The organism is Carnobacterium sp. CS13, from assembly GCF_016653495.1.
Taxonomy (GTDB): Bacteria; Bacillota; Bacilli; order Lactobacillales; family Carnobacteriaceae; genus Carnobacterium_A; species Carnobacterium_A antarcticum.
The window spans coordinates 483,704-495,408 of the sequence record NZ_CP067364.1; the positions used below are offsets into that span (position 1 = coordinate 483,704).

General features: G+C 40.4%; 14 protein-coding genes and 1 other annotated feature. Of the genes, 13 read left to right on the forward strand and 1 reads right to left on the reverse strand.

All coding sequences use genetic code 11. The features are described 5' to 3' along the window. Position 1 precedes the first annotated feature (1 nt). From rbsK to JHE06_RS02370, 13 genes are all read left to right on the forward strand, one after another. Positions 2–931 carry a ribokinase gene (rbsK, locus tag JHE06_RS02310; protein ID WP_201089279.1) on the forward strand — a complete coding sequence of 310 codons (930 nt, stop codon included), beginning with the start codon at positions 2–4 and terminating at the stop codon, positions 929–931. An 80-nt stretch (positions 932–1,011) separates the two neighbouring features. Beyond that, a complete protein-coding gene (gene deoC / locus JHE06_RS02315) occupies positions 1,012–1,659 on the forward strand; it encodes a deoxyribose-phosphate aldolase (protein ID WP_058919961.1) in 648 nt (215 codons plus the stop codon). Between the two features lie 166 nt (positions 1,660–1,825). Continuing rightward, positions 1,826–2,056: a DUF2969 family protein gene (locus JHE06_RS02320; protein WP_058919962.1), complete on the forward strand. Its 231-nt coding sequence runs from the start codon at positions 1,826–1,828 to the stop codon at positions 2,054–2,056. Between the two features lie 53 nt (positions 2,057–2,109). Next, positions 2,110–3,096, forward strand: a complete 987-nt coding sequence (locus JHE06_RS02325; protein ID WP_058919963.1) for a YihY/virulence factor BrkB family protein — start codon at positions 2,110–2,112, stop codon at positions 3,094–3,096. A gap of 143 nt (positions 3,097–3,239) precedes the next feature. Next, a complete protein-coding gene (locus tag JHE06_RS02330; RefSeq protein WP_058919964.1) occupies positions 3,240–4,412 on the forward strand; it encodes an FtsW/RodA/SpoVE family cell cycle protein in 1,173 nt (390 codons plus the stop codon). 59 nt (positions 4,413–4,471) lie between these two features. Continuing rightward, the gene (locus JHE06_RS02335) at positions 4,472–4,828 is read left to right on the forward strand and encodes an arsenate reductase family protein (protein WP_201089281.1); all 357 of its coding nucleotides are present in this window, start codon (positions 4,472–4,474) and stop codon (positions 4,826–4,828) included. Positions 4,829–4,845: 17 nt separating this feature from the next. Continuing rightward, complete coding sequence (locus JHE06_RS02340) at positions 4,846–5,202, forward strand: glycine cleavage system protein H (protein ID WP_058919966.1); 357 nt, start codon at positions 4,846–4,848, stop codon at positions 5,200–5,202. A gap of 53 nt (positions 5,203–5,255) precedes the next feature. Then, positions 5,256–5,516: a binding site (T-box leader), on the forward strand. An 83-nt stretch (positions 5,517–5,599) separates the two neighbouring features. Continuing rightward, entirely contained in the window at positions 5,600–6,640 is a 1,041-nt protein-coding gene (locus JHE06_RS02345; protein WP_201089283.1) for a methionine ABC transporter ATP-binding protein, read from the forward strand. Then, positions 6,624–7,328, forward strand: coding sequence for a methionine ABC transporter permease (locus JHE06_RS02350; protein WP_201089285.1), 705 nt, complete (start codon positions 6,624–6,626; stop codon positions 7,326–7,328). The genes JHE06_RS02345 and JHE06_RS02350 overlap by 17 nt, the downstream gene beginning before the upstream one ends. Before the next feature lie 68 nt (positions 7,329–7,396). After that, a complete protein-coding gene (locus tag JHE06_RS02355) occupies positions 7,397–8,239 on the forward strand; it encodes a MetQ/NlpA family ABC transporter substrate-binding protein (RefSeq protein WP_201089287.1) in 843 nt (280 codons plus the stop codon). Between the two features lie 145 nt (positions 8,240–8,384). Next, on the forward strand, positions 8,385–8,867 hold the full coding sequence (locus tag JHE06_RS02360; RefSeq protein WP_201089289.1) for a PH domain-containing protein: 483 nt from the start codon (positions 8,385–8,387) through the stop codon (positions 8,865–8,867). Continuing rightward, a complete protein-coding gene (locus JHE06_RS02365) occupies positions 8,860–10,404 on the forward strand; it encodes a PH domain-containing protein (protein ID WP_201089291.1) in 1,545 nt (514 codons plus the stop codon). Before JHE06_RS02360 ends, JHE06_RS02365 begins: the two co-directional genes overlap by 8 nt. After that, positions 10,376–10,852: a PH domain-containing protein gene (locus tag JHE06_RS02370; RefSeq protein WP_201089293.1), complete on the forward strand. Its 477-nt coding sequence runs from the start codon at positions 10,376–10,378 to the stop codon at positions 10,850–10,852. Before JHE06_RS02365 ends, JHE06_RS02370 begins: the two co-directional genes overlap by 29 nt. A 63-nt stretch (positions 10,853–10,915) precedes the next feature. Here JHE06_RS02370 and JHE06_RS02375 read toward each other — a convergent pair whose 3' ends face one another. Beyond that, positions 10,916–11,647, reverse strand: coding sequence for a gamma-glutamyl-gamma-aminobutyrate hydrolase family protein (locus tag JHE06_RS02375; protein WP_201089295.1), 732 nt, complete (start codon positions 11,645–11,647; stop codon positions 10,916–10,918). Positions 11,648–11,705 lie beyond the last annotated feature (58 nt).

Genomic DNA, 11,705 nt, shown 5'->3' on the forward strand with positions numbered 1-11,705 from the left:
AATGGATATAGCAGTTATCGGTTCGAATATGGTAGATCTTATTACTTATATTGATAGAATGCCGAATGAAGGCGAAACACTAGAAGCCCCTAGTTTTGAGATGGGCCATGGAGGAAAAGGAGCCAATCAAGCGGTGGCGGCAGCAAAATTAAAGTCAGACGTTATGATGGTGACAAAAGTCGGCGATGACCTTTTTGCGGATGATACGATAAAAAATTTAGCAGCTCATGGCATCAATACTGACTTTACTCAAAAAGTAGCTGGAGTGCCTAGCGGTGTTGCGCCCATTTTTGTCGACACTGAATCAAATAACCGAATTTTGATTATAAAAGGAGCCAACCAATACCTTTCGCCAGAAGATGTGGATCAAGCGGCAGAACAATTAAAATTCGTTTCTTTAATTGTATTGCAGTTGGAAATCCCTTTGCCGACTGTTTATCGGGCGATAGAATTTGGTCAGCAGCACAATATACCCGTTATTCTTAATCCAGCTCCGGCTTCACATGAATTAGATTTCGATTATGTTTGTAAGTGTGATTTTTTCATACCAAACGGGCCCGAGTTAGAAATATTAACCGGAATGCCTGTGGAAACAGATGAAGAAGTTTACGAAGCAGCTTCAACGTTGATCGAGAAAGGCGTAAAAAATGTTATTGTGACTTTGGGAAGCAGAGGAATCATCTGGATGACTAAGGAACAAACTCACCGAGTAGAGTCTCACAAAGTAGCAGCCGTTGATACTTCAGGAGCGGGAGATGCGTTTATTGGGTGTTTCGCCCATTATTATGTGCAAACCGGAGATGTGCTTGAATCAATAAAAATGGCCAATGCTTTTGCGGCACTTAGTGTAACAAAAAGAGGAACACAAGCTTCTTATCCTGATATGGAGCAGTTAAGACAGTTTACCGAGTCGCGTAAAGTGACCCAGTAAAAGTTTCAGATAAAAACAGTTAAAGCATCGCCTTTCTATAGGAAAGAGCCGTTAGATGCAATAAAAGATGGAGGAAAATAATGACTACTATAGCGAACATGATCGACCACACAGCCTTGAAACCAGGTGTAACAAAAGAGGATATTATTAAACTGACTACAGAAGCGAAAGAATACGGCTTCTATTCCGTTTGTGTCAACCCAACATGGGTAGAACTTTCAGCGAAAGAATTAAAAGGTTCTCCTGTTGAAGTCTGTACCGTCATTGGTTTTCCGTTAGGTGCTAATACCACTGCTGTAAAAGTAGCTGAGACGAAAGATGCAATCGACAATGGCGCAACTGAAGTAGATATGGTGATCAATATTGGTGCATTGAAAGAAAAAGATAATGAAAAAGTATTATCCGATATCAGTCAAGTTGTTGCAGCAGCAAAAGGGAAAGCACTAGTGAAAGTTATTATTGAAGCTTGTTTACTAACAGAAGAAGAAAAAGTACGGGCTTGTGAATTGGCTGTCCAAGCGGGTACAGATTATGTGAAAACATCGACAGGTTTTTCAACTGGCGGAGCAACAAAAGAAGACATCGCTTTGATGAGAAAAACGGTCGGAACAGAAGTCGGAGTTAAAGCCTCTGGCGGCATCCATTCAAAAGCAGATGTAGAACAAATGATTAAAGCAGGTGCATCAAGAATTGGTGCAAGTGCCGGCGTGGCAATTGTTTCAGAATAACTAAATGCAGAATAGTTGGGGCATTCTTTAGTTTTTACTAAAGGATGCTCTTATTTGTTTGCTGTAGAATTGTTTTTGATTTAGCGTTCCTAATGGGTAAGAAGTGAAAAAAATGCAAGAATAGAGTATACTGAATTTGAGTAAAACAAATAAAAGGAGTTTAGCTATGTCAAAAAACAGTAAGAAAATCCAAGTAGAAGTAAAGGAAACAGCAAAAAATAAAGACGGTTTTGTTGAATTAGAATTGTACGTCAATGAAGAAAAAATTGGAATGATCCAACAAGAAACTGGAAGTCCAGTGACCGTCATTTCAAATTCAGGAACGGAATCAAAAGCTAGATCTGTAGATGAAGGCATCAACCAATTGATCATGGATTATAATTTACACACTATTTAAGATATAAAGTTGCGAAGAAATACGGTAATAAATAAATGAAGGATGTGATGAGGATGCCAGCAACTGCAAAACAAGCTTCTTTTAAAGAAAAGGCAATGACGTGGTTAGATATTATCAAACCCAATTGGGAACGAGCCGAAGTATCTTCGAATGCAGCAGAACTTGCTTACTTTATTTTACTTTCATTAGCCCCGGTTTTACTGGTTGCAGCTAATATTATCCCTTTCTTGCCCATCAGTGCAGAAGAAATTTTGCCTTATTTAAAGACAGCATTGCCAGGAGATATCTATAATGTTGTTCAACCGATGTTGATTGATTTTTTAAGCAACACAAATGGTGGTGTCATCTCTATTGGGTTGATCACGTCACTTTGGTCAGCCAGTAAAGCGTTTAATGCTGCTCAAGTCGTTTTGAATGACGTTTACGGTGTCGAGAAGAGAAAGAATTTCATTATTGTTCGAGTAGTCTCATTTCTAATCAACTTAGCAATCGTGGCTGTTGTAGGGGTAATCATGTTTGCCTTCGTTTTTGGTGAACAAATTCTGCATTTTGTAGAAAGTTTGCTGCATGTCAAACTTACTTTGATTGAAACGATCCTTAGTTTTCGATGGTTGGTTTTATTAGTCGTACTCATAGTCGTACTGACATTGATTTACTATTTGCTGCCGAACCATTCGTTATCGATCAAATACGCTATCCCAGGTGCAATTTTCGCTACAGCAGGCTGGTTGATCCTTTCTCAAGGGTTCTCATTATACGTGAAATACGCAGGGGGAGCTGCTACAGGCAGCGGGACATTTGGAGTATTTATTGTATTGATGTTGTGGCTTTATTTATCAGCGACGGTCTTATTGTTGGGAGCATTCATCAATACCATTTACTACCAGTACCGCAATGGAAAAACAGTCACACAAGCAAAACAAGAAAAAGAAGCAGCTGGAGCCGGCAAAACGGAAAAAGATTATTTGATGGATTCAGCAGAGAGACAACGAAAGAAACTGACAAAAGTAAAACCAGTGATCGAACAAGAAGAACGCTAAGCTGTCTGCTTAGTTTTCTTTTTTTTCTTCAGTTTTAGTTAAGAATAACTAGAGCCTTTTTTTTGTGTACTATTTCTTATATAATGGATAAGATTCAAAGAATGTAATGATTGAATAGAAGAGACAAGGAGATTTTCAGAAAAATGAATGAAAATAATGAATCAAAAATAGATTACGGTATTATTTTATCCGTATTGCTGTTGGCTTTAATGAGCATAGCAACGATTTTCTCTACTACTTTTTTAATAGAAGGCAAAGGTATCCAAGCTACTGTGATGCAAGTTCTCTGGTACATAATCGGAACAGCATCCATCATTGTCATTATGCAATTTGATTCGGAACAGTTATGGAAGCTGGCTCCAATTGCTTACGGGGTCGGTTTGCTGCTTCTCGTTCTGGTTTTATTTTTCTATGACCGGCCGACTGAAGCTTTTACCGGTGCAAAAAGTTGGTTCAAATTCGGCCCGATAACGTTTCAGCCTTCCGAAATCATGAAAATTGCTTTTATTTTAATGCTCGCACGTGTCGTGACGCAACACAATAGTGAATACGATCAGCATTTTGTGAGAGCTGACTTTGTGCTGTTGGGAAAGATCATTTTAACTTCTTTAGCGCCTTTGGTTTTAGTTATGTTGCAAAATGACTTGGGGACAACCTTGGTTTTCTTAGCGATTATCGGCGGTGTTGTTTTGATGTCGGGTGTGACGTGGAAAATTATCTTGCCGCTATTTTTGTCTTTTGCAGGTTTAGCCGGCGGAGTGCTGTTTATGGTAGTGTACAATCGAGATGTTTTGCTGAAATTTGGGTTCAAACCGTATCAATTTGCTCGTATCGATACATGGCTGGATCCCTATCATGATGCGGCCGATGCTGCTTATCAGTTGATTCAAAGTATGAAAGCAATTGGGTCGGGGAAAGTATTTGGGAAAGGCTTCGGTGTTTCCGAAGTGTATGTGCCGGTTCGAGAATCGGATATGATTTTTGCTACGATTGGTGAAAATTTCGGTTTTATTGGCAGTTGCGCACTGATTTTTGTTTACTTCTTGTTGATTTATCAAATGATTCGTATTTGTTTTGATACAAAAAACGAGTTTTATACGTATATCTCTACAGGAGTGATCATGATGATTCTCTTCCATGTGCTTGAAAACATCGGAATGGGAATTGGTCTGTTGCCGTTGACAGGTATTCCATTGCCTTTTATATCTCAAGGGGGAACAGCCTTGTTGGGAAATATGATGGGAGTGGGACTGGTCATGTCGATGCGGTACCATTACCGCAGTTATATGTTTTCTGAGGAAAAAGAAGGTTTTTGATCATCAGAAAACGAACGAGACAAATCAGCAAATCAAGTTGAAAAGGGGTCATCTAGCACATGCTTAACTATTATCAACATCCGACGTGCTCAACATGCCGCAAAGGCAGAAAGTGGCTGGAACAGCATGATATGGCTTATCAGGCTATCAATCTGATTGAAACTCCGCCATCTAAAGAACAGTTAGCAAACTGGATCAGGAAATCTGACTTGCCGATCCAACGTTTCTTTAATTCCAGCGGTACGCGGTATCGTGAATTAGGTTTAAAAGAAGTCGTTCCTACATTGACTATCGAAGCAGCGGCCGAACTGCTTTCAACGGACGGAATGCTGATTAAACGGCCGCTCGTCACAAATGGCAGCACAGTAACGCTGGGTTTTAACGAAGATGTATTTGAAAAAGTATGGCTTAACTAAAAAGGAGAAGAAATGAAATGACAGCGAAGAATACAATGAAATATAGCGAAAATGGATTATGGATCTTGAAAGACGGCAGCAATTACCGCATCGGTTTATCAGAAAAAGGGCAAGACGATTTAGGAGAAGTAATGTTTGTTGAGGTACCTTCTGACTTGAATGAAGTAGCAACGGGCGATAACTTGATTGGAGTAGAAGGCGCAAAAGCTGTTACCGAATTAACAGCACCTTTTTCAGGAAAAGTCAGCCGCTTTAATGAAGCATTAGCAGATGATCCGGAAAAATTAAACAGTCCAGATCCGCAAGACAACTGGATCCTTGATCTATCTGAAGTGGATGAAGCAGCCTTCAACGCTCTTTCAGATACGATTTAAAAAATTCAGTTGACAGATAAAAAAGGCTCTGTTAGACTATGAACAATATCATATTCATAGCGTTGATAAGAAGAGTACGTTCGTTACAAGCATTTATAGAGAGCCTCGGTTGCTGAAAAGAGGTAATGGGAGTCGAACCGAAGATGGTCTTTGAGCAGAATAAGTGAATGCGAAAGCACAAGCTTTTTCCGGAAGCACCCGATAAAGTGCCGCAGTATAAGAGTTGCAATGAACTCAGTACTGATTGAGGTTGGTTTAGCGATGAATCAACGAATTAAGGTGGTAACACGAAATGTCAAACTTTCGTCCTTATATTAAGTTAAGAACTTGGTATAAGGGCGGAAGTTTTTTTGTTTAACAAGAAAAGTCAGAACAGCTTAAGAAAGGAATTAAGCACATGATTGAATTAGCAAATGTAAAAAAAGTGTTTCAAACGAAGCAAGGTAATTTGACAGCTGTGGAAGACGTCAATTTGACCATTAAAAATGGCGAAATCTATGGCATCGTTGGGTATTCCGGCGCTGGCAAAAGCACGTTAGTCCGAATGTTTAATGGTCTTGAACAGCCAACAGCCGGGACCGTATCGATCGAAGGCAGTATTATTTCTCAGTTAAAAGGGAAAGGATTGAGAAAAGAACGTCAAAAAATCGGTATGATTTTCCAGCACTTCAATCTTTTATGGTCTCGGACAGTGTTAGAAAACGTGTTGTTTCCATTAGAGATTGCCAAGGTACCTAAAGAACAACGCACTGAAAAAGCGAAAGAATTGATTCGTCTGGTTGGTCTTGAAGGCCGCGAACAATCTTATCCGGCACAATTATCCGGAGGTCAAAAGCAGCGGGTCGGAATTGCGCGAGCTTTAGCTAACGAACCAACGTTACTGCTTTGTGATGAAGCCACCAGTGCATTGGATCCTCAAACGACAGATGAAGTATTGGATCTGCTATTGGATATCAATAAACGTTTGAATTTGACAATCGTCTTGATCACTCACGAAATGCACGTGGTTCGCAAGATTTGTCATAAAGTAGCGGTCATGGATGATGGCAAGGTAGTGGAGCAAGGAGATGTACTGGAAGTCTTTAAGAGACCGCAGCAAGACATCACCAAACGGTTTATCCGCCAAGACGCGAATCCGGATAGTGAAGAAACAGATCTAGTCGTCGAAGAAATGCTGGCTGAATACCCAGAAGGAAAAATGATTCATTTGACCTTTCAAGGAGAGCAAGCCAAAATGCCGATTATCTCAAGCATCGTGCATGACAATGATGTGGAATTAAACATCCTGCAAGGAAATATCCGGCACACCCAAGAAGGATCGATTGGTTCATTGTATGTTCAATTGAGAGGCAATAGCCAAAATATTGATCAAGCAATCGAACACTTGCATCAAATGAAAGTTGAAGTAGAGGTGATTGAACATGTTAGCAAATCTTAACGTAGGGGCTGGACTTTTTGCTCAATACTTTGATTTTTCAGAAGTCCGCTGGGAGAGAATCCAGGAAGCCACGATGCAAACCATCGGCATGACCATCGGCTCAGTCGTGATTGTTTTTTTCTTGGGGCTGGTTTTGGGATTATTGTTGTATGAGACAAATGGGAAAGATACCCCGTTCGCCAAACTATTGTATGGAATCGTAGCTGTTTTTGTTAATATTTTCCGGTCAGTGCCATTTATTATTTTAATTGTCCTTATGATTCCAGTCACAAAAAGTTTAGTTGGTTCCATGATTGGACCGACAGCTGCATTGCCCGCTTTAATTATTTCATCGGCTCCATTTTATGGTCGTCTCGTTGAAATCGGGTTTCGTGAAATTGACAAAGGCGTCGTTGAAGCAGCTGAGGCGATGGGAGCCAGCCGATGGGAAATCATTTATAAAGTTCTTATCCCGGAAAGCTTACCAGCCATTGTTTCTGGAATCACAGTCACGACGATTTCATTGGTAGGATATACAGCAATGGCGGGTGTGATCGGTGCAGGAGGATTAGGAAACTTAGCGTATTTAGAAGGTTTCCAACGAAATCAACCAGCCGTTACATTAGTCGCAACGTTGATCATTTTAGTTATTGTGTTTGTCATTCAAGCGCTTGGCGATGTGTTGGTCAAGCGAATCGATAAACGGTAAAAGCAACACATAAACAAGTGGGGATAAAAGGCAATATAAAAAATAAAAATTAGTAGGGGGATTTCATTATGAAAAAAAGAACATGGTTAGGTGCAATAGTCACTCTTGGTTTATCATTAACATTAGCAGCTTGCGGCAACAGTGATTCATCCTCTTCTTCTGAAACTTCAGAAAAAGACACAGTCATTAAGATTGGTGCAAGCAACGTCCCGCATGCTGAAATTCTGGAATTTGCAGAACCGCTTCTTGAAAAAGAAGGCGTTAAGTTGGATATCACCACGTATAATGATTATGTCGTGCCGAATATCGCTTTATCTGAAGGTGAAATCGATGCGAACTATTTCCAACACGTTCCGTTTTTTGAAAGTGCAGTTGCTGAAAATGATTACGATTTTGTCAATGCAGGAGCTATCCACCTTGAACCATTGGGTATTTATTCAAACAAATACAACAGCTTGGATGAAGTAGAAGAAGGCGCAACTGTTTTAGTCAGCAATAGCCAAGCCGACTGGGGCCGTGTGATCGGGATCTTAAAAGAAGCTGGTTTAGTCACATTGAAAGAAGGCGTTGAATTAACAACGGCAACATTTGATGATATTGATAAAAACCCTAAGAAACTGGTTTTCCAATATGAAAATGATCCAGCTTTGATGACGACACTTTACCAACAAGAGGAAGGCGACCTGGTTGCGATCAACTCCAACTTTGCGGTTGATCAAGGCATTAGCCCGCTAGATGATTCCATTGCGTTAGAAAGTACAAGTTCACCGTATGCAAATATTATTGCAGTACGTTCTGAAGACGCTAAAGACCCGGCTATTTTGAAATTGATCGAAGTATTAAAATCAAAAGAAGTACAAGACTTTATTCTTGAAAATTGGGATGGCGCTGTCGCTCCTGTAACCGAATAATATTGAACGAGAAAAACTGTGCTCTTAATATAGAGGACAGTTTTTTTAGTTCAATGGATGTTTAAATCAAGGATTGGATGGAGGAACGTTAGCAGAAATGGTAGAATGAACCTAAACGTTTTTACCTTATTGGAGGAAAGAAGACATGTATCGAACAGTACCAAGTAAACAACTAGATGCGAAAGTCATTTCGTATGAACGAACGAAAGCCGTCATTGAAGGTGTGATTGAATTAAGTTTAGGAATAGCAGTCTCGATCGTTACAGTACAATTGGGATGGCCCAAATTCTTATTGATTTTTTGGCTGGGGATCCCCGTTATTGGGTACATTTTTAGCGGACTCATTCTGCCCACGCTTAAATTACGCTCCATTCGTTACGAACTGCACCCATTAGTGTTAGAAATTATGACCGGTTTATTTTTTAAAAAACGCGAAGTGATCGCTGTGGAAAGAATCCAGCATATCCTCGTTAAAGAAGGTCCATTGGCGCGCAAATTCGGCATTCAATCGGTTCACATCGATACAGCCGGAACGACACACGAAGTTCCTTTGTTGCTGAAAGCAGAAGGAGAACAGTTAAGGCAACAGCTCATGGTACAAATCAAGGCGGTGACGACTGATGTCTGAGAAGAATAAATTGCACCCGTTGACACTAGTAACAGCTTTATTTAATCGGGCGAAAAGGTTGATCGTGCCAATCGTTTTCCTAGTTTTTCTTAATATAGGCGAAGAGTCAATGCCGATTTTTCTGATACTTCTATTCGTGGTCGTTTTCTTGGTCAGTTATAGTTTCGATGTGGTTCGGTATCTGCGCACGTCTTACTGGGTTGAAGGCAATCGTTTTGTATTGCAGACGGGTATTTTTATCCGCAACGAAAAAGATGTGCAGATCAGCCGCATTCAAAGCATTGATTACCAAGAAAGTATTGTGCACCGGGTTTTTCACTTAACAAAATTAGAGATTAAAACGCCTGGAAAAGGCATCAGTCTAGATGCACTTTCAAAAGCACAAGCTTTACAGTTAGCGGATTATCTTCATCATTTGAAAGATCGTTTAAAAAGCACTGTTGAAATCGAGGAAGACGAAGAAGAAACGCCATCAGCTTCTATGGATCAACACAGCGGCTTTTCGTTGCAGCAAGCTGGCGTAACCAAAGAACTGTACGCGATGTCGCTAATCGATATTGTTAAAATGAATGCGATGGGAGACGTTATCCTAAAAGGCTTTTTAGTGGTTGTAGGAGGAATCAATATCTTCGCTGAATTGATTCCGGAAGCATGGGTGGCACGCATCAGTGCATTAGCAACATCCGCAACTTGGACGATGCTAACGGTCTTAGTCATCGGTGTTTTTTTGATTGTTTATATCATTGGCACTCTTTTTTCTGTTATCCGAAATTTTGAATACAAAGTAGAATTAACCAAAGACTATATTACGATTGAAAAAGGGTTATTTGAAGTGAAAAGCCAGACGATCGCATTGAAAAATGTCCAAAGTCTCAGAGAACAACGCAACTGGATCCAGCAATTGTTTGGTTATACCTCCTTTTATATCGGCATAACCAGTGATGAAAAAGAGACCAATTCAGACGCATCAAAAGAAGTTCAAGAAAAAGGCCAGATTTTATTGCTGCCGTTGGTGAAGAAAAAAGAATTGGCAGCGATGATACAAGAAATACTGCCGGCGTATCGCTGTGATCCAGCACAAGCAGTTGTTCCGATCCGTTCATGGAGACGTTTTGTTCAATTTCCGTTATTATTTTTAGTCGTGGCGTCTATTGGCATCAGCTTATTTGTCTGGCAGCTGGCTTGGATAATTGGCTGTATTCTAGCGGTCTTTTATCTTTTCTATGGGTATCGGCGTTACCGTAAAACCGGTTATGCACTGTCTCCAAATGAATTGACCTTAGAATTGCCAAAATGGTTTTCAACAGAAACGATTTACCTGCGCAAAGAGCGGATTTTACAAATGACCGTTAAACAACAGTATTTTTTGAAGAGAAGCCAATTGGGCAAATTAGAAGTAGCAAGTGCTCTTGGAGACAGCGCTCAGGAAAAGCAGCTCTCTTTTATTGAAGAAAAAGATTGCCAACGACTATACGATTGGTTTGTTGAAGAAGGGAAGGCTGGCGAATATGGAACCGCAAAAGAAAATCAGTTCTAAAGTTGTTAAAGCTTGGCGCATTCGGGCGGCTCTGATGTGTTTGCCTATTGCAGCAGTCACCTGTGTTTATCTGATCATTGAATTTTTTGCAGCAGACCGTATTTTTCCAGCTTGGGTAAGCGGTATGGCTATCGGCCTAAGTGTAGTTTGTCTTCTTATTTTTGTGGGTTTAGTGCCTTGGTTGAAGCAGCGATTTTGGCGTTACGATTATAGTGAAGACGAAATTGATGTTATTTCAGGCATCTGGGTGAAAAAAAGACTGACGATACCGGTGATCCGCATTCAAAATATTGAAACCAGTGTTGGGCCTTTGACCAAAAGAATGGGATTAATGTCTTTGACGATAACAACCGCTGCTAAAAGCCATCAGTTGCCGGAAATGGAAAAAGACGAAGCAGTCGAGTTTAAAAAACAAGTACAAGCTCTCATACAAGCTGCGATTCACTAATTAAAACAGCAAAAAGGACTTGTTAAATGGTTTATGCCATTTAGCAAGTCCTTTTTTAATAGTTTATGCTTGTACTGCTTTGACACGACTAACAAATTCGTCAAACAGCTGCTGCATCTTGCGATCTTGTTTCATCATTAATTCTGGATGCCATTGAACCGCAACAATACTTTGTTTTGGATCAACCGCTTCAAATCCTTCAATCAGCTTGTCTTTGCTCCAAGCAACAGCTTTGAACGGTTTAGCTAATGTTTTGACAGCTTGGTGATGGTACGTATTGACGATATACGTTTCGCCAAATATCTTACCTAAAGAACTGTCCGGATCGATCACAATCGTATGAGCGCCCGTTTCAAAATGAGTTTTTTGAATGTGCTGTACCGCTAATTCAGGGTAGTCTGAAAGATCTTGGTAAAGGGTGCCGCCGTAAGTGACGTTTAACAACTGCAATCCGCGGCAGACAGCCAAAATCGGTTTTTTTTGAGCGATAGCAGCTTCGATCAAAGCCATCTCAAAAGCATCACGAGCAGGATTAGTAGCTTCCAATTGCAAACTCGGTTCTTCATTGTATAACAGCGGAGAGACGTCTTGTCCACCGGCTAATAAAAGCCCATCAATTCGTGAAATATAATCGCTGGCATCTGTAGGAGAGCTGATTGGCAAGACTACCGGCGTTCCTTCAGCACGGTCAATGCCGTCGACGAAGCCTTGCGGTGTATACGTAACTGGCAACCCGTTGGTTACCGCTAAATCACTTAACACATTCCCGGCTATTCCAATAAGTGGTTTCATCATTATCTTATCCTTCTTTCGCAAAAATCACTGTCTCATTCAATTGCAGCAGCTCCTAACT

What these genes read in the sequence shown, in the direction of transcription:
- deoC (WP_058919961.1), top strand. Translation starts at nt 1,012, where the DNA reads ATGACTACTATAGCGAACATGATCGACCACACAGCCTTGAAACCAGGT.
- JHE06_RS02360 (WP_201089289.1), top strand. Translation starts at nt 8,385, where the DNA reads ATGTATCGAACAGTACCAAGTAAACAACTAGATGCGAAAGTCATTTCG.
- JHE06_RS02365 (WP_201089291.1), top strand. Translation starts at nt 8,860, where the DNA reads ATGTCTGAGAAGAATAAATTGCACCCGTTGACACTAGTAACAGCTTTA.
- JHE06_RS02345 (WP_201089283.1), top strand. Translation starts at nt 5,600, where the DNA reads ATGATTGAATTAGCAAATGTAAAAAAAGTGTTTCAAACGAAGCAAGGT.
- JHE06_RS02325 (WP_058919963.1), top strand. Translation starts at nt 2,110, where the DNA reads ATGCCAGCAACTGCAAAACAAGCTTCTTTTAAAGAAAAGGCAATGACG.
- JHE06_RS02350 (WP_201089285.1), top strand. Translation starts at nt 6,624, where the DNA reads ATGTTAGCAAATCTTAACGTAGGGGCTGGACTTTTTGCTCAATACTTT.
- JHE06_RS02375 (WP_201089295.1), bottom strand. Translation starts at nt 11,647, where the DNA reads ATGATGAAACCACTTATTGGAATAGCCGGGAATGTGTTAAGTGATTTA.
- JHE06_RS02370 (WP_201089293.1), top strand. Translation starts at nt 10,376, where the DNA reads ATGGAACCGCAAAAGAAAATCAGTTCTAAAGTTGTTAAAGCTTGGCGC.
- JHE06_RS02335 (WP_201089281.1), top strand. Translation starts at nt 4,472, where the DNA reads ATGCTTAACTATTATCAACATCCGACGTGCTCAACATGCCGCAAAGGC.
- JHE06_RS02355 (WP_201089287.1), top strand. Translation starts at nt 7,397, where the DNA reads ATGAAAAAAAGAACATGGTTAGGTGCAATAGTCACTCTTGGTTTATCA.
- JHE06_RS02320 (WP_058919962.1), top strand. Translation starts at nt 1,826, where the DNA reads ATGTCAAAAAACAGTAAGAAAATCCAAGTAGAAGTAAAGGAAACAGCA.
- JHE06_RS02330 (WP_058919964.1), top strand. Translation starts at nt 3,240, where the DNA reads ATGAATGAAAATAATGAATCAAAAATAGATTACGGTATTATTTTATCC.
- rbsK (WP_201089279.1), top strand. Translation starts at nt 2, where the DNA reads ATGGATATAGCAGTTATCGGTTCGAATATGGTAGATCTTATTACTTAT.
- JHE06_RS02340 (WP_058919966.1), top strand. Translation starts at nt 4,846, where the DNA reads ATGACAGCGAAGAATACAATGAAATATAGCGAAAATGGATTATGGATC.